The 17,030-nt window shown below is 64.2% G+C and carries 14 protein-coding genes and 2 tRNA genes; 5 read left to right on the forward strand and 11 right to left on the reverse strand.

Annotated elements, in window-relative coordinates; genetic code table 11:
* Positions 1–48: 48 nt before the first annotated feature.
* The 9 genes from L286_RS33200 to L286_RS33240 form a co-directional block, all read right to left on the reverse strand.
* Positions 49–1,320 carry an alkaline phosphatase family protein gene (locus L286_RS33200; RefSeq protein WP_020820707.1) on the reverse strand — a complete coding sequence of 424 codons (1,272 nt, stop codon included), beginning with the start codon at positions 1,318–1,320 and terminating at the stop codon, positions 49–51.
* Between the two features lie 46 nt (positions 1,321–1,366).
* Positions 1,367–1,891: a DNA-deoxyinosine glycosylase gene (locus L286_RS33205; protein ID WP_020820708.1), complete on the reverse strand. Its 525-nt coding sequence runs from the start codon at positions 1,889–1,891 to the stop codon at positions 1,367–1,369.
* Positions 1,892–1,897: 6 nt separating this feature from the next.
* The gene (gene ychF / locus L286_RS33210) at positions 1,898–2,998 is read right to left on the reverse strand and encodes a redox-regulated ATPase YchF (RefSeq protein ID WP_007685704.1); all 1,101 of its coding nucleotides are present in this window, start codon (positions 2,996–2,998) and stop codon (positions 1,898–1,900) included.
* 77 nt (positions 2,999–3,075) lie between these two features.
* A complete protein-coding gene (locus tag L286_RS33215) occupies positions 3,076–3,753 on the reverse strand; it encodes a DUF2490 domain-containing protein (protein ID WP_020820709.1) in 678 nt (225 codons plus the stop codon).
* A 203-nt stretch (positions 3,754–3,956) separates the two neighbouring features.
* Positions 3,957–5,585: an alpha-D-glucose phosphate-specific phosphoglucomutase gene (locus L286_RS33220; RefSeq protein ID WP_020820711.1), complete on the reverse strand. Its 1,629-nt coding sequence runs from the start codon at positions 5,583–5,585 to the stop codon at positions 3,957–3,959.
* Positions 5,586–5,920: 335 nt separating this feature from the next.
* On the reverse strand, positions 5,921–6,490 hold the full coding sequence (pth, locus tag L286_RS33225; RefSeq protein WP_020820712.1) for an aminoacyl-tRNA hydrolase: 570 nt from the start codon (positions 6,488–6,490) through the stop codon (positions 5,921–5,923).
* Positions 6,491–6,633: 143 nt separating this feature from the next.
* Positions 6,634–7,248 carry a 50S ribosomal protein L25/general stress protein Ctc gene (locus L286_RS33230; RefSeq protein WP_007685708.1) on the reverse strand — a complete coding sequence of 205 codons (615 nt, stop codon included), beginning with the start codon at positions 7,246–7,248 and terminating at the stop codon, positions 6,634–6,636.
* A gap of 122 nt (positions 7,249–7,370) precedes the next feature.
* Complete coding sequence (locus L286_RS33235; RefSeq protein ID WP_021223314.1) at positions 7,371–8,255, reverse strand: TraB/GumN family protein; 885 nt, start codon at positions 8,253–8,255, stop codon at positions 7,371–7,373.
* A 1-nt stretch (position 8,256) separates the two neighbouring features.
* The gene (locus L286_RS33240; RefSeq protein ID WP_007685712.1) at positions 8,257–9,171 is read right to left on the reverse strand and encodes a TraB/GumN family protein; all 915 of its coding nucleotides are present in this window, start codon (positions 9,169–9,171) and stop codon (positions 8,257–8,259) included.
* 175 nt (positions 9,172–9,346) lie between these two features.
* Here L286_RS33240 and L286_RS33245 point away from each other — a divergent pair, with 175 nt between their 5' ends.
* The 3 genes from L286_RS33245 (at position 9,347) to ppdK (ending at position 15,288) form a co-directional block, all read left to right on the forward strand.
* On the forward strand, positions 9,347–10,234 hold the full coding sequence (locus L286_RS33245; RefSeq protein WP_020820714.1) for a glycine--tRNA ligase subunit alpha: 888 nt from the start codon (positions 9,347–9,349) through the stop codon (positions 10,232–10,234).
* A gap of 130 nt (positions 10,235–10,364) precedes the next feature.
* On the forward strand, positions 10,365–12,443 hold the full coding sequence (glyS, locus tag L286_RS33250; protein ID WP_020820716.1) for a glycine--tRNA ligase subunit beta: 2,079 nt from the start codon (positions 10,365–10,367) through the stop codon (positions 12,441–12,443).
* 142 nt (positions 12,444–12,585) lie between these two features.
* The gene (gene ppdK / locus L286_RS33255) at positions 12,586–15,288 is read left to right on the forward strand and encodes a pyruvate, phosphate dikinase (protein ID WP_025160734.1); all 2,703 of its coding nucleotides are present in this window, start codon (positions 12,586–12,588) and stop codon (positions 15,286–15,288) included.
* A gap of 34 nt (positions 15,289–15,322) precedes the next feature.
* Here the strand turns inward: ppdK and L286_RS33260 are convergent, their stop codons facing one another.
* Positions 15,323–15,823, reverse strand: a complete 501-nt coding sequence (locus tag L286_RS33260; RefSeq protein ID WP_020820719.1) for a hypothetical protein — start codon at positions 15,821–15,823, stop codon at positions 15,323–15,325.
* A 139-nt stretch (positions 15,824–15,962) separates the two neighbouring features.
* On the opposite strand from L286_RS33260, the gene L286_RS33265 reads away from it, so the two are divergent.
* Together L286_RS33265 and L286_RS33270 are read left to right on the forward strand one after the other, a co-directional pair.
* Positions 15,963–16,039: transfer RNA gene (locus tag L286_RS33265), tRNA-Arg, on the forward strand.
* Between the two features lie 143 nt (positions 16,040–16,182).
* A tRNA-Arg gene (locus L286_RS33270) sits at positions 16,183–16,259 on the forward strand.
* A 28-nt stretch (positions 16,260–16,287) separates the two neighbouring features.
* On the opposite strand, the gene L286_RS33275 is transcribed toward L286_RS33270, so the two are convergent.
* Positions 16,288–17,030 (reverse strand): endo alpha-1,4 polygalactosaminidase (locus L286_RS33275; RefSeq protein ID WP_052033846.1); only part of this gene is annotated, 743 nt, incomplete at its 5' end.

A 17,030-nucleotide genomic window follows, 5' to 3' on the forward strand; every position in this document is an offset into this window, starting at 1 on the left:
CGTTCCTTCTTCCAATGAGCAGGAACCTAGTTTCCGTTTACGAAAACGTCAACGCTTGACCAACCCCGCCAGCATGGCCGGATCGCCATCGCCGGGCAAAGGAGGGACACCCAGCAGCCGCGCCAGCAATGGATATACGTCGACATTGGCCAAGTCCGCTGGAGGCTGAAATCCCGTGTCGAAGGCTGGGCCGTTCGCGATGAACAGCGCCTGCATCTCCGCAGCCCGGTCGTCCCAGCCATGATCGCCGCCGAAGAACGGCCTGGCGGGGGCGCTGGGCTGGATGAGCCAGCCGGTTTCGGCAAGGCAGAAATAGGGCGGGATGCGCCTGTGCGCGCCATAATGGAAGCGGGTCGGAATGGCGCCCTTCCGCCAGCATTGCATATGGGGGTGGGGTTTGAGCAGCGCGGATTCCAGCGCCGCCTCACGCCCCGGCTGCGCGGCCAGGCTGGCGTAGGGGCCGCTCTCTGCAATGCGGTAATCGGCCGGGCTTGCCATCTGGTCCAGCGCTATCACTCGCTCGCTCGATTTCTCCGCCATGCCGTGGTCGGACAGGATGATGAGGTTCGCCGGCTGCTTCATTGCCCTCAGCCCCTCGACCAGCAGGCCGATCTCGCCATCGACCTGCGCCACCGCCCGTGTCGTTTCCGCCGCGTCCGGCCCGGCGGCATGGCCCGCCATGTCCACCGCGTCGAAATAGAGCGTCAGGAAGCGCGGGCGGATCGCCGCCGGCCGCCGCAGCAGGTCCAGCACGCCATTCACCCGCTGCGTTCCGGAAATGGCCTGGTTGAACTGCGCCCAGTCGCTGGGCCGCGTGCCGCCGCTGATCCTGTGCGGCCACTCCGCCGCTTCCGTCCCGCCCCAGGCGACGTTCGATCCCGGCCAGAACAATGTGCCGGTCCGCACGCCCGCTTTCTCCGCCGTCACCCAGATCGGCTCGGCCTCGTTCCACCAGAAGGGGTCGTCGGTCGCCATGGCGAAGGTTTCGCCGGGTCTGGCTCCATCCTCCATCCTGTTCGCGACGATGCCGCTGCGGTCGGGACGGGCTCCGGTCACGATGGCCCAATGATTGGGGAAGGTCTTGGTCGGGAAGGAAGGGCGCATCGACGCTTCGACCCCGGCGGCGGCCAGCCCGGACAGATGGGGCGTCACGCCCCGTTTCAGATAGTCCGGGCGAAAACCGTCGATGGATACCAATATCGTGACCGGCTCCCGTTGCTCGGCCAGTGCGGAAGTGAACGCCGGTCGCTCGTCCGATCGCGCGCAGCCGCCAAGCACCAGAAGGAGAAGGCCCAAGAAGGAAAAGCGACGGAAAAACATGCGCCTGCCTTAGCAGACCGACCATGACGGTAAAGTGACGAGCGGCCTATGCCCCGCCGACATAGGGCGCCATCGCCATCCAGGCGCTCCGTTTCGCCTCCCGCGACATGCTGGCGAAAGCGCCGCTGGAGGAGGGAAGGTCGATCAGCGTCAGGCCCGGTCGCATTCCGATCTGCCTTCGCCCGTGCAAAGCCGCCGTCTTGCCGTTGAAGGCCACCGCCTCCAGCGCGGGCAGCCGATCCACGAAGGCCGACAGGTTGCGCAACTCCGCGCCGCGGATCGCGCTGTCCAGGCTGCCTTCCCGATCCGCGCTCTCGATCACGTCCCACAGGCCCACGGCCCTCGCCTTCAGCCGCTTCAACCGCATCGCATAGGGCCGGCCGCGCAGATCCTCGCCCAGGACATCGCCCATCAGCGCCCAGAAGGCGTTGCCGCGATGCGCATAATATTCGCCCTGCCTGATCGATGCGTCGCCCGGCAGGCTGCCCAGAATCAGCAGCCGCGTCCCTTCATCGACGCTGGGAGGAAAGGCGGCCTTGCGCCGCGCGGGCATCTGTCCCGGTCGCAGCATCAGCCCTCAGACGTTGAACCGGAACAGCATGATGTCGCCATCCTGCGTCACATATTCCTTGCCTTCGGAACGCCACTTGCCTGCTTCCTTGGCCCCGGCCTCTCCATTATATTGGACATAATCGGCATAGGCCATGGTTTCCGCCCGGATGAAGCCCTTTTCGAAATCGGTATGGATCGCGCCCGCCGCCTGGGGCGCCTTCGAACCCTTGGCCACGGTCCAGGCGCGCGCCTCCTTCGGTCCGACGGTGAAGAAGGTGATGAGGCCCAGCAGCTCGTATCCGGCGCGGATGATGCGGGCGAGGCCCGCTTCCTCCAGTCCGAGAGCCTCCAGATATTCCGCCCGCTCTTCGACCGGCATGGTGATGAGTTCGGCTTCGATGGCGGCCGAAACGATCACCGCCTTCGCGCCCTCCGCCGCCGCCTTTTCGAACACGCGGGCCGAATGGGCGTTGCCCTCCGCCGCGCTTTCCTCCTCGACATTGCAGACATAGAGGACGGGCTTTGCCGTCAGCAATTGCGCCTGGCGGAAGATGCGCTCCTCCTCGTCGTCGCCCGGCCGGGTCAGCCGCGCCGGCTTGCCCTCGCGCAGCAGGTCCAGCGCCTTGCCCAGCACGGATGCTGCGGCCTTCGCCTCCTTGTCGCCCTGCGCCGCCTTCTTGGCGAAGTTCGGCACGCGCTTTTCCAGGGATTCGAGGTCCGCCAGCATCAGCTCGGTCTCGACCGTCTCCGCGTCGGCAATGGGATCGACCTTGCCCTCGACATGGGTGATGTCGTCATCCTCGAAGCAGCGCAGCACATGGACGATGGCGTCCACTTCGCGGATGTTCGCCAGGAACTGGTTGCCCAGGCCCTCGCCCTTCGACGCGCCGCGCACCAGACCGGCAATGTCGACGAAGGCAAGCTGCGTTTCGATGATCTTGGCCGAACCGCCGATCCTGGCGATGGTCTGAAGGCGCTGGTCGGGCACGGCGACCTGCCCGACATTGGGTTCGATGGTGCAGAAGGGATAGTTCGCCGCCTGCGCCGCCTGCGTTTCCGTCAGCGCATTGAAGAGGGTGGACTTGCCCACATTGGGAAGCCCGACGATACCGCAACGAAAACCCATGATACTGCCTTCACGTCAAATCCGATTGGCCGCGCCGATAGCGCTTTCCCGGCGGCTTGGCCAGAGTCCGTGCGGTCTCAATGACGGAAGAAGAGCGTGATGGAGGCGACATGGTTGACGCGCGCATTGCCGCCGCGCTGGTCTATCCACTGGTTGAGATAGCCGATTTCCGCCGCCGACGCGCCGCCCAGCCCGATCTCCGCCCCGATGAAGCTGCGCAACTGATCGAACCCGCCCTTCGCGCCCCAATCGGTGCTGTTGAGCGCCACGAAGCCCTCGCCATAGACGAGAGCGCTCACCGCCTTGCCGCCCAACGGCTTTTCGTAGCGCAGCATCTCCCGCAGGCGCCAGCCCATGTCGTCGCCGTCGGAACGCCAGCGCTGCTCCAGTCGCGTGCGCGAGGAAAGCTCGCCGCCCCACGGCTTGCCGATGGCCCAATTGACTTGCTGGAAGCCGCGCTCCTCATTCACGTCGCGCCCATCCTTGACCGGCAGCGCGACATGGGCATAGCCTTGGTAGACGGTGACGCTGGAGGACAGCTTCCAGCCCAGGCCGCCGCGCAGAATGGTCTGATCGGCCCGCGACACCCCGTCCCCGATGCGCGGCTGGATCTCCGCGAAATAGACGAGATCGCCGGACACCGGCCCCATGGCGGTGAGGTTCAGCCAGAACTGCTCATCCTCCGTGGTCCGGGCGTGGGCGGGGGCGACGATGGCGATCAGCGCACAGAAGAGAATAGCGAACAGGCGACGCATCACGTCCTCTTAAAAAAAGCGCGCCGCTCTTGATGATGGTGCTCCTCAAGGCAGGGGCCCAGTTCAGACGGTTATTCGTCTTCCAAATGGCCGGACTGGGCTCCTGCCTTCGCAGGAGCGCGAAGGGCGTCGGTCAATCGCCCGCCCTTTAGCGCGCCCTTATTTCCGGTCCATTTCCGCATGGTAAGCTTTGGCAACCAGCCTCAAGTGATCACGCTCGGCCGATCCATCCCGGTAAAGCCGGTAATATCCGCCATTTCCTGCGCAGCCTTGACCAGCGGCGCGAGCGCTTCGCCCGTCTCCAGCCCCAGATCGCCGTCCTTGGCCACATAGCGCTCGATATAGACGCGCAGGGTCGCCCCCTCCGTGCCCGTCCCCGAAAGGCGGAACACCACCCGCGACCCGTCCTCGAACAGCACGCGCACGCCCTGGTTGCGGCTGACGGACTGGTCTGTTGGATCGCTATAGGCGAAATCGTCGGCGGCCTTCACCGCGCCGCCGCTGTTCGTGGTGCCCGGCAGCGCCTCCAGCCCGCCTCGCAGCGCCGCCATCAGCGCATCGGCCCTGTCCTTGGCAATCCCCTCATAATCATGCCGCGCATAATAGTTGCGGCCATAGGTGGCCCAATGTTCGGCCATGACCTGCGCGACGCTCTGCCGCCGGACGGCCAGAATGTTGAGCCACAGCAGCACCGCCCAGATGCCGTCCTTCTCCCGCACATGGTCGGAACCCGTGCCCGCGCTTTCCTCGCCGCAGATGGTGGCCATGCCGGCGTCCAGCAGATTGCCAAAGAATTTCCATCCCGTCGGCGTCTCATGCAGCGGAATGCCCAGCTTCTCCGCCACGCGATCGGCCGCGCCGCTGGTCGGCATCGACCGCGCAATGCCCCTGAGGCCCGCCGCATAGCCCGGCGCCAGATGCGCATTGGCCGCCAGCACCGCCAGCGAATCCGAAGGCGTGACGTAACAATGTCGCCCGATGATCAGGTTGCGGTCGCCATCGCCATCCGAAGCCGCGCCGAAATCCGGCGCGTCCGGCGCCATCATCCGGTCGTACAGTTCCCTGGCGTGAACCAGATTGGGATCGGGGTGATGATGGCCGAAGTCGGGCAGGGGGGTGGCGTTGCGCACGGTGCCCGCAGACGCGCCGAGCCGCTTCTCGAAAATCTCGACCGCATAGGGGCCTGTCACCGCGCTCATCGAATCGAAGGAGAGGGTGAAGCCGTCCGCGATCATCGCCCGGATCGCGGCGAAGTCGAACAGCGTCTCCATCAGTTCGGCATAGCCCGCGACGGGATCGACCACCTCTACGGTCATGCCGCCCAGGGTTGTGCTGCCCAGCGCGTCGATGTCGACATCGCCTGCTTCCAATATGCGATAGCTGTCGATGGAGAGGGTCCGCGCATGAATGGCGTCCGTCACCTTTTCCGGCGCCGGGCCGCCGTTCGAGACATTATATTTTATCCCGAAATCCTCGTCCGGCCCGCCCGGATTGTGGCTGGCCGACAGCACCAGCCCGCCAAAGGCGCCCGACGAACGGATCAGGTGCGATGCGGCGGGGGTGGAGAGGATGCCCCCGCGCCCCACCAGCACCCGGCCGAAGCCGTTGGCCGCCGCCATCTTCAAGACGATCTGGATGACATCGCGGTTGAGATAGCGACCGTCGCCGCCGACCACCAGCGTCTCGCCCTCGAACCCTTCCAGGCTGTCGAACACCGACTGGACGAAATTTTCCGCATAATGGGGCTGCTGGAAGACCCGCACCTTCTTGCGGAGGCCGGACGTGCCTGGCTTCTGGTCGTTGAAAGGCTTTGTCGCGACGGTCTGTATCACCCGGATCCCCTTGGAAAGTGGAAAGTCAGGCCTGCTTTATGGCGTGCGACTGCGACGGTCCGCAATCCACCCTGGCCATTTCACCGCGAGCGCAGGGCGGACGGACGCGCATTCCCGCCTTGCCGGCAGGCGCATGCCCGGAAACGCCGATGACCCTGGAACGCGTGGAATGGAACCGGGAGGAATATGCCGTGCTCCCGCGAAGGCGCATGAGAAGCTGGTTCAGGCGACACGATGACATGCAGATGGGGGACTGTGCTCCTGCCTGCGCAGGAGCATGGTGCGCTTAATGTCCCCCGGTCAATTCCAACACGCCCTGAACCGCTGCGTCGGCCCTAATCCGCCAGCCGTAGGGCCACCTCGTTCATGAACCGCGCGTCGTCTCCCCTGGCGAGCCATTCCGCCTCCGCTCCGATCGCGCCCAGCATGTCGGCCAGCGCGTCCATCTCGCTCTTGTGATAATTGCCCAGCACATAGCCGTGCACCCGGTCCTTGTGCCCCGGATGGCCGATGCCGATCCTCACCCGGCGAAACTCCGCCCCGATATGCGCATCGGTCGAACGAAGGCCGTTATGCCCCGCATTGCCGCCGCCGCGCTTCACCTTGACCTTCATCGGCGCAAGGTCGAGCTCGTCGTGAAAGACCGTCACGTCCTGCGGCGCGAGCTTGTAGAAGCGCATCGCTTCCCCCACCGAGCGGCCGCTTTCGTTCATGAAGGTCGCGGGCTTCAGCAGGACGATCTTCTCCGTCCCGATCCGCCCTTCCTGCACCCAGCCCTGAAACTGCTTCTTCGGCGGAGGGAAGCGATGCATGTCCGCGATCAGGTCGACCGCCATGAAGCCGACATTATGCCGGTTCATCGCATATTGGGTTCCGGGATTGCCCAGGCCCACCCAGATCTGCATCGCGTCAAACTCCCGATAAGCAAACCCCCGTTCGCCCTGAGCCTGTCGAACGCCCCCGCTTCTTCGAAAAGAGCGGGGCTTCGACAAGCTCAGCCCGAACGGGGGTTGAGCGAACCGATAAAAGGGCCAGCCAGACTAAGGGTTTATTCGCCCTGAGCCGGGGTCTCGTTGTCGCCTTCGGCACTCTTCAGGGCCGAAGGGGCGACGATGGTCGCGACGGTGAAGTCGGTCTCGTCATGGGCGGCCTTGGCGCCCTTGGGCAGCTTCACGGCGCCGATGTGGATCGAATCGCCGACGTCCAGCCCGGCCAGGTCGATGACGACATCGTCCGGAATCTCGGCCGCATCGACGATCAGTTCGATCTCATGCGCGACGATGTTGAGCACGCCGCCCTTCTTCAGGCCCGGCGAGGCGTCTTCATTCTTGAAGATCACAGGCACGTTGACATGGACGGTGGCATGTTCCGAAACGCGCAGGAAGTCGGCGTGCAGCGGACGGTCGGTCACGGGGTGGAAAGCCACATCCTTGGCGAGGGTGCGGACCTTCTTTCCGCCCACTTCGACGAAGACGACCGAATTGAAGAAATGGCCGGTGCCGAGCAGCTTGTTGAGGAGCTTTTCCTCGACATGGATCGACTGCGGTTCTTCATTGTTACCATAGATGACGGCGGGTACGCGGCCCTCGCGGCGGAGAGCGCGGGAGGCTCCCTTGCCTGCCCGATCGCGTGCCTCTGCCGACAGCGTAAGCTGCTCGCTCATTGCGTGTCTCCAAAAGCAAATTGATGTAAGCGCCCGCCACGCCTCCAGGGATGACCATGCCGGGACCGCGGCCCAATAGCAGAAAGGGGCGGGAAAGCAAGGGGCGGGAAGCGGGATGGGCGCTATTGCACCCGCGTCACCCTGTACCCGCCGGCCCGCAGCAGGTCGATCAGATTGTCCTTGCCCGCCAGATGCCCCGCGCCCACGGCGATGAGGGGGCGTCCCTTGAGCGCCCCCACCGACTTCACCCAGTCGCGGTTCCGCTCCACCAGCACCGCCTGCTCCACCACCGGATCGGGCGCCTCGCCCAGCCTGTCTTCCTGCGCCAGGGTGGCGACATCGCCCCTGATCCAGGCGGCGAGGATGCGGTCGTAAAGCCGCCGCATCTCCTTGGCCTCCCGCACCGTATCGACCAGCAGCCGCCGCTGCGCATCCGCGGGCAGCGTGTCGAAGGCGCGGAACTGCCGCTCCACCGTTTCCAGCCCGCTTATGGGCTTTCCCGCCTGTTCGAATGCGGCGATCAGCGCCGGTTCGACGCCATGATCCTGGCTGACGTGCAGGGCCTGCTGCGCCGCCGCCGAAAGCAGCATCGCCGCCGCCCAATCCTCATAGGCGGAGAGAGTTTGCGTATTGGCGCCGCCATTCTCGACGATCTCCTCCAGCGCCGCCTTGTCCCCTGCCGGAACGCGCGTCTCCAGCAGGGGCAGCCCCGGACTGCGCCCCATCCTCTCGAACTGCGCCAAAGTCCCGGCCTGGTCCCGTATCTCGGCCGATTCCAGCACCAGCCGGTCCGCCCGCCCGATGGCGTCCCCGATCGGCCCGGTCCGCCACGCCACGCCGTCCGGCAGCACATGGATGGTGCCGAACAGCCATCCGTCCATGCCTTTTCCCTCCACCCGCCAGAGCGCGGGCCCTCCACCGGGCGGGGGGGCAGGGGGGGTCTCCCCGCAAGCGACAATCAGGCATAGGGCGGCCAGCCCCAGCCAGCGCGCCAGGATGAGGATCATCCTATTGCTTCACCCGTGTTGAAGCGACGCCCATCGCCTTCAACTGGTCCTGCACGCTGCCCTTGCCCGCCAGATGCCCGGCGCCCACGGCGATGAACAGCGTGCCCGGCCTTTCGAGCCGCTGCCTGATCCACTTCGCCCAATTGGCGTTGCGCTGGATCAGCAGCACCTGGGCCAGTTCGGGCGTCGCCTCCAGCGACTCGTTCATCTCCGCCGCCAGCTTGTCCGGTTCCCCGCCCTGCCAGTGCGCGACCAGACTGGCGAACTCCCGGTCCATGTCCGGCAGGCCCTCAATGGTCGCGGTCAGGAACTTCACCTGCTGCTCCATCGGCAGGCCCGCGAAATAGCCTAGCTGCTGCTCCACCGTCTCCAGCGCGCCGACCTTCTTGCCCGAAGCCCTCGCCGCGGCGGTCAGCACCTTCTCCGCGCCCAGATCCGACTTGTATCCCAGCGCCTCCAGGGGCTTCACCGACAGCGCCATGCCGGCCATCCAGGGATTGAACATCTCGAACGCCTGCCACGGAAGCCCGTTCGCGCTCATCGCATCCTGATATTTGGCGCGGTCGTCCGCGCCCAGCCGGTCCGACAGCTTCACGCCGTCCCGCGCTAGCGCCGCGCCCGTCATGGTGGACGCCAGTCCATTGGGATCTTCCGGCTCGACGATCTCCAGCACCAGTTCGTCCGACTGCTCGAAGGCCGCCCTGACCCCGCCCTTGAACCAGTCTACCCCCGGCTTCATCACATGGACGGTGCCGAACAGATAGATGGTGGTGTCCGCATCCTTCACTTCCCACAAGGCGGGCGTCACATAGGCGGAACGCGCCGCCGCATCACGGGCTGAGGCGGGCTGCTCCAGCGCGCAGCCGCCAAGCAGCATCATGGCGGGGGCCAGCCAGCGGAAAGAGGGCCATCTCATCTGAATTGCGGGTCCGTTTCCTTAAGGGTTTTCTCTTCCATGCGGGCCACCGACCGTCAGGGCAAGCGGATTTACGGTCAAACGCGCCCTCTTTTCCTTGACCATGCGCCCTCGCTGCGCCAAGGCGCGCCGCAATCGACCGTCATTTTTAAGCCGTGATTTCTGGGGACCATCGGTGGCGACAAGCAAAGCGCTTTCCTTCCAGGATCTGATCCTGACCCTGCATGCCTATTGGGGACGGCAGGGCTGCGTGATCCTGCAACCCTATGACATGGAGGTAGGCGCGGGCACCTTCCACCCGGCGACCACGCTGCGCAGCCTCGGCCCCGACGCCTGGAACGCCGCCTATGTCCAGCCCAGCCGCCGCCCGACCGACGGCCGCTATGGCGAAAACCCCAATCGCCTCCAGCATTATTACCAATATCAGGTGATCATGAAGCCGTCCCCGGCCAACCTCCAGGAACTCTATCTGGGTTCGCTGGTGGAGATCGGCATCGATCCGCTGGTCCACGACATCCGCTTCGTCGAGGACGACTGGGAAAGCCCGACGCTCGGCGCCTGGGGCCTCGGCTGGGAAGTCTGGTGCGACGGCATGGAAGTCACCCAGTTCACCTATTTCCAGCAGATGGGCGGCTTCGACTGCAAGCCCGTCGCGGGCGAACTGACCTATGGCCTGGAACGCCTCGCCATGTATATCCAGGGCGTCGACAGCGTGTACGACCTGAAATTCAACGATGGCGGGCCGGATCGGCCTGCCGTCACCTATGGCGACGTCTTCCTGGAAAATGAGCGGCAGATGTCGAAATGGAATTTCGAGATTGCCGACACCGAAAAGCTGTTCAGCTGGTTCAGGGACGCCGAAGCCGAGTGCAAGGCCTCGCTGGAGGCAGGCGTCCCGCTCGCCGCCTATGACCAGGCGATCAAGGCGAGCCATGTCTTCAACCTGCTCCAGGCGCGCGGCGTCATCTCGGTGCAGGAACGCGCCAGCTATATCGGCCGCGTCCGCGATCTTGCCAAGGGCGCCTGCGAAAAGTGGATGGAAGTGAACGGGTGGGCCGCGTGATGGCGATAGTTTCAATGCCGTTCGCCCTGAGCTTGTCGAAGGGCTCCGCTGAGCCGCAGGCGAAGCGCCTTCACTTCGTTCAGGTCTGGGCTTCGACAGGCTCAGCCCGAACGGACGGGGATGTGATGTGATGACCGATTTCCTCCTCGAACTCCGCTGCGAAGAAATCCCGGCACGGATGCAATTGAAGGCTTCCGAAGACCTCGCCCGCCTCTTCACCGAGGAACTGGCGAAGTCCGGCCTGAAACCCGCAAGCATCGACAGCTTCGTCACGCCCCGCCGCCTGGCGCTGATCGCCCGCAACCTGCCGCTGGAAACCGCCGCCGTCAGCGAGGAGCATAAAGGCCCGCGCACCTCGGCGCCCGCGCAGGCGTTGGAAGGCTTCCTCCGCAAGACCGGCCTGACGCAAGACCAACTCGAAGACCGCGACGGCGTCTGGTTCGCCGTGATCAACAAGCCCGGCCGCGCCACTGCGCAGGTTCTGGCCGAAGCCATCCCGACCGTCATCCGCGCCTTCCCCTGGCCCAAGTCGATGCGCTGGGGCAAGGCATCCCAGACCACGGAAAGCCTCCGCTGGGTCCGCCCGCTGCAGGGGATCGTCGCGATCCTGGGCGAAGAACTGGTCGACATCGAAATCGAAGGCATCAAGTCGGGCTATGCCACGCTCGGCCACCGTTTCCACCATCCGGGCGAAATCACCATAGGCGGCGCGCACGACTATGCCGAAAAGCTGCGCGCCTGCCATGTGATCGCCAGCCACCAGGAACGCCAGTCGATCATAGAGGCGAAGGCCGCCGAAGCCGCCGCCGCCCATGGCTACACCGTGATCGAGGACAAGGGCCTCGTCGCGGAAAATGCGGGCCTGACCGAATGGCCGGTGCCGCTGCTGGGCGATTTCGACCCGGCTTTTCTTGAGGTGCCGCCTGAAGTTATCCAGCTAACCCTCCGTATAAACCAGAAATATTTTGTCCTGCGCGATACAAGCGGCAAGCTCGCCCCCGCCTTCATCTGCACCGCCAATATAGAGGCGAAGGACGGCGGCGCGGCCATCGTCGCGGGCAATCGCAAGGTTCTCGCCGCCCGCCTGTCCGACGCCCGCTTCTTCTGGGAACAGGACCGCAAGACGAAGCTGGAAGACCACGCGAAGAAGCTGGAACGCATCACCTTCCACGAAAAGCTCGGCACTGTGACGCGCAAGGTCAATCGCGTCGCGACAATCGCGGCCGACCGCATCCCCGAGCTGATCGGATGGTCGCAAGAGAAAGCGCGGAAAATGCAGCCGCTTTTGAAGCAGGCTGCTGAACTAGCAAAAGCTGACCTTGTTACTGAAATGGTTGGCGAGTTTCCCGAATTACAGGGAGTTATGGGCGGCTATTATGCCGAGGCCGAGGGGCTATCAGTATCCGCCGCTATTCGCGATCATTACAAGCCTGCCGGACAGAGCGATGATCTCCCCTCCGACGAGATTGGCACAGTTGTTTCGTTGGCTGATAAAGTCGATACTCTTTATTCATTCTTTTTAATTGATCAGAAGCCGACTGGCTCAAAGGATCCGTACGCGCTCCGTCGCGCAGCTTTGGGGCTCATTAGGCTGCTGGTAGACAATAATCTACGCGTATCACTTAGCGCGCTTTATAAAGCTTGCGATTGGGAACGCCTTTATCAATCCGACGGAGTAAACTACGCTGACCCAACGGATGACCTCGTTTCGTTCACCGTCGACCGCCTCAAGGTCCAGCAGAAGGAAGCAGGCGTCCGCCACGATCTGATCGATGCGGTGTTCGCGCTTGGCGGCGAGGACGACCTCGTTCGCCTGCTTGCCCGCGTTAAGGCGCTCCAGTCCTTCATTGCGACCGATGACGGAACCAATCTGCTTGCCGGATACAAGCGCGCCGCCAATATCCTGAAGAAGGAAGGCGTTGAAACCGCCGAGAAGGTCGAAATCTCCTACGCCCCCGAACAGGCGGAGGCCGATCTGATCGCCGCGCTCGATGCAGCCGAGCCTCGCGCCGCCGCCGCCGTCGCGGCGGAGGATTTTGAAGGGGCCATGGCCGCACTTGCAACATTGCGGGCGCCCATCGACGCCTTTTTCGAGACCGTTACCGTCAACGACGCCGATCAGGACAAGCGCGCCGCCCGGCTCGCGCTGTTGTCGCGGGTTCGGGACGCGGTTCACACGGTTGCCGATTTCTCGAAAATTACGGGCTAATACCGAAAGATAGGCCCGGAAAAGGGAAAATCAGTGAAATAGGACATCAATCATCGTAAAAGCGGGTGCGTTTGTCGCCCGCTTGTTGTTAAAGTTTTGTTGCATCGCACAATACACGGCAATCAGCAGGAGAGCCGCGATTATGTTGACAATGGAAGAGGCCAGCATGAGCACGACCGCGACCCGTTATGTCTATCGTTTCGGCGGCGGCGTCGATGATGGCGGCAAGGGCGACAAGAATCTCCTGGGGGGCAAGGGCGCCAATCTGGACGGCATGGCCGCCATCGGCCTGCCCGTGCCCCCTGGTTTCACCATCACGACCGAGATGTGCACCCGCTATTATACCGATGGCGGCGTCTATCCCGAAAGCCTGAAGGCGGAAGTCGCGAACGGCATCGCCCATATCGAGGGCGTCACCGGCAAGAAGTTCGGCGACAAGGCCGACCCGCTGCTGGTCTCCGTCCGTTCCGGCGCGCGCATTTCCATGCCCGGCATGATGGACACGGTCCTGAACCTCGGCCTCAACGATGAAACGGTGATCGGCCTCGCCGCCGCTTCGGGCGACGAGCGTTTCGCCTGGGACAGCTATCGCCGCTTCATCCAGATGTATTCGGACGTGGTGCTGGAACTCGACCATGGCGCGTTCGAGGAAGCGCTGGAAATCGCGAAGGAAGACCAGGGCTACACGCTCGACACGGAAATGACCGCCAACGACTGGAAGGCGCTCGTTACCGAATATAAAGGCCTGGTTTCAAAGCTTTGGAGCAAGCCCTTCCCGCAGGATGTGAACGACCAGCTTTGGGGCGCGATCAGCGCCGTCTTCGGTAGCTGGCAGGCCGACCGCGCCAAGGTCTATCGCCGCCTGAACTCGATCCCGCACGATTGGGGCACCGCCGTCAACGTGCAGGCGATGGTGTTCGGCAATATGGGCGACACGTCGGCCACCGGCGTGGCCTTCACCCGCGACCCCGCCACTGGCGAAAACGCCTATTATGGCGAATATCTGATCAACGCGCAGGGCGAAGACGTGGTGGCGGGCATCCGCACCCCGCAATATCTGACCAAGGCCGCGCGCGAGCGGGCAGGGGCCAAGCCGCTGTCGATGGAAGAGGCGATGCCGGAAACCTATGCCGAACTGGCGCGGGTGTTCCAGATCCTCGAAACCCATTATCGCGACATGCAGGACATCGAATTCACGGTGCAGCAGGGCAAGCTCTGGATGCTCCAGACCCGTTCCGGCAAGCGCACCGCCAAGGCCGCTCTCAAGATCGCGGTCGACATGGCCAATGAAGGCCTGATCACGGAGGAAGAAGCCGTCGCCCGCGTCGATCCCGCTGCGCTCGACCAGCTTCTGCACCCCACGCTCGATCCCAAGGCGCCCCGCGACGTGCTGACCAAGGGCCTGCCCGCCTCGCCGGGCGCGGCTTCGGGCGCCATCGTGTTCGATGCCGACACCGCCGAACGCTGCAACGAACTGGGCGATTCCGTCATCCTCGTCCGCGTTGAGACCAGCCCTGAAGACATTCACGGCATGCACGCGGCCAAGGGCATCCTGACCGCGCGCGGCGGCATGACCAGCCACGCCGCCGTGGTGGCGCGCGGCATGGGCCGCCCCTGCGTTTCCGGCGCGGGCAGCCTGTCCATCGACAATAATGCCAGGACGCTGCGCATCGAAGGCCGCACGCTGAAGGAAGGCGACATCCTCACCATCGACGGCTCGACCGGTGAAGTGATGGCGGGTGAAGTCCCGACCGTGCAGCCCGAACTGGCGGGCGACTTCGGCACGCTGATGGGCTGGGCCGACAAGGTCCGCCGCCTCAAGGTCCGCGCCAACGCCGAAACCCCGCTCGACTGCCAGACCGCCCGTGATTTCGGCGCGGAAGGCGTGGGTCTTTGCCGCACCGAACATATGTTCTTCGACGCGGCCCGCATCACCGCCGTGCGGGAGATGATCCTGGCCGACAGCGAAAAGGGCCGCCGCGTCGCGCTCGAAAAGCTGCTGCCGGAACAACGGGACGATTTCGCGCAGATCTTCATGGTGATGGCGGGCCTGCCCGTCACCATCCGCCTGCTCGACCCGCCGCTGCACGAATTCCTGCCCCATGGCGAAGCGGAGTTCGAGGAAGTGGCCAGGGCCGCGGGCGTCGGCGTGGAGGCGTTGAAGCGCCGCGCCGCCGAACTGCATGAATTCAACCCGATGCTGGGCCATCGCGGTTGCCGCCTGGGCGTCACCTATCCTGAAATCTACGAAATGCAGGCCCGCGCCATCTTCGAAGCCGCGCTGATCATCAAGCAGCGTTCGGGCGAAGCGCCGATCCCCGAAATCATGATCCCGCTCGTCGCGACGAAGAAGGAGCTGGAACTGATGAAGGCCATCGTCGACAGCGTGGCCAAGCAGGTGTTCGAGGAGCAGGGCGCGTCGGTCGACTATCTGGTCGGCACCATGATCGAACTGCCCCGCGCCGCGCTCAAGGCAGGCGAAATCGCCGAAGTCGGCGAATTCTTCTCCTTCGGCACCAACGACCTGACGCAGACGACCATCGGCATCAGCCGCGACGACGCCGGGCGCTTCCTGACGCAATATGTCGACAAGGGCATCTTCGCCCGCGACCCGTTCGTCAGCATCGATGTGGAGGGCGTCGGCGAACTGATCGAACTGGCCGCTGAACGCGGCCGCGCCACCCGCAGCGGCATCAAGCTCGGCATTTGCGGGGAGCATGGCGGCGACCCGGCGTCCATCGCCTTTTGCGAGAAGACGGGCCTCGATTATGTATCGGCATCGCCCTATCGGGTGCCGATTGCGCGCCTTGCCGCGGCTCAGGCGGCGCTGGCGAACCGGAAATGACAGGGCAGGGGCGGGATCATCCCGCCCCTTTTTTTCAGGCTTGCGTGGTGCGGTGCTCGTAGAGCCGCGCATGCTCCTGGTCCTGGCGGGCATCCAGCAGGCGAGCCTGCTCCCGCCATTCCTCCCGCGAAATCACGCCGCGACGCAGGCCAAGTTTCGTTTCCAGCGCTGCCTCCTGCTCGGCGCCGATCGCCGCGATCTGGTCGTAGCGATGATAGCCCGCCTGGTTGAGCGCGATCTCATCCTGCGGAGTGATGCCCCGGATGCGGCTGAAATCGTCCCGCTCATGCGTGCTTCCGGCAGGGCCGTGCATGGCGCCGGGCCGTGGCGGAACCGACTGACGCTCCAGTTCGGCGATCCGCTCCCGCGCGTCGGCAAGGCGCGCGTCCCGATCCTTGACCGCATGGGCGTGGGCAAGCTGCTCGTCACGCCAATAGCGCTTATATTTGCCGCGCCCGCTCAAAATGAGGCCCAGAAGCAGCCCGATCAGCAGCGCGATCACCAACAGCGCGATTTCATTTGGTGTGAAGGTCATCTCAGCATCCTTTCCTGCCCATCGAACGACCGGGACGAAACAAGGTTGCGGTTCGGCGCCTTCCAAGGGGCTGGCCGGCAAAAAAGTGCAAAAAGGGCTTGCTCAAAAGCCTGGGCGCTTCTATCTGCGCCACTCCAACGCACCCGTAGCTCAGCTGGATAGAGCATCAGACTACGAATCTGAGGGTCGGACGTTCGAATCGTTCCGGGTGCGCCATTTCCCACAGTCCCGTTTCATGTCCTCGCATGGGTGCGAAGTCGCTTGCACGAGGGATGCGACCGGCGGCGGTTTTTAAATCAGGATAGTCCAGTTTAGGGGTTGCCAGACTGCCCGCCCCCTTCTATCTGCGCCTCCACCACGCACCCGTAGCTCAGCTGGATAGAGCATCAGACTACGAATCTGAGGGTCGGACGTTCGAATCGTTCCGGGTGCGCCATTTCCCTTAAATCGCTGCAAAACCAGCCTTAAGGAACGCATCGGTCCAGGGCGGGCCTGTCCAGATCCACGACGGTGATGATCGTGGAGACGGCAGCGTTGGCGGATATGCTGCACGTCCTTGCCCGGTCGAAGGTTCCGGCTGGCCATTCCTCCGGATATTCGGCGTTGAACGCGGGCTTGCCCGCCGCGACATAGGGCGCGCTGTCGGCGCAGAAATCGCCCAGCACGCATCCTTCGAACAATATGGCGTCGAACAGCGGCACGAGCTTCGCGGACGAACCGCCGGCGTTCTTCTGCACCGGCTTCAGCCCATAGCCGCGCGCCCGGGCGGAGAGGGCGGTCACATAGGCGATCATGTCCTGTTCCGTCAGGTCGAACCCTGTCGTCGCGGCGCCATCCTCGAACGCGTCCATCACGTCGAATTCGACATGGTCGAAACCCTTGTCCCGGCACATGCGCAGCCGGTCGTCCATGACCTGGATGAATTCGGGATAGCGGCGAATGTCGATGTAACGCTCGCCCGCGAAGCCGGGATAGCTGTTGCCCAATAGTCCCGATATGGCCGAGAGGCTGGCATAGTCTGGCCGGTTGCTTTCCGCCGATCCGACATCGAGATAGCAGATCGTCCTGGTTCCGCGGGATTTGGCCAGCGCCACATAAGCGGCGGCCGTGTCGAACCCGTCGACATCGAGATAGGCGACGGCGGGCGGCGTCGCGGGCAGGCCCTGGTTCTGCAATATCCAGTCCCAACTGAAAAGCGTTGCAGGGG

The organism is Sphingobium sp. HDIP04, from assembly GCF_000445085.1.
Taxonomy (GTDB): domain Bacteria; phylum Pseudomonadota; class Alphaproteobacteria; order Sphingomonadales; family Sphingomonadaceae; genus Sphingobium; species Sphingobium indicum.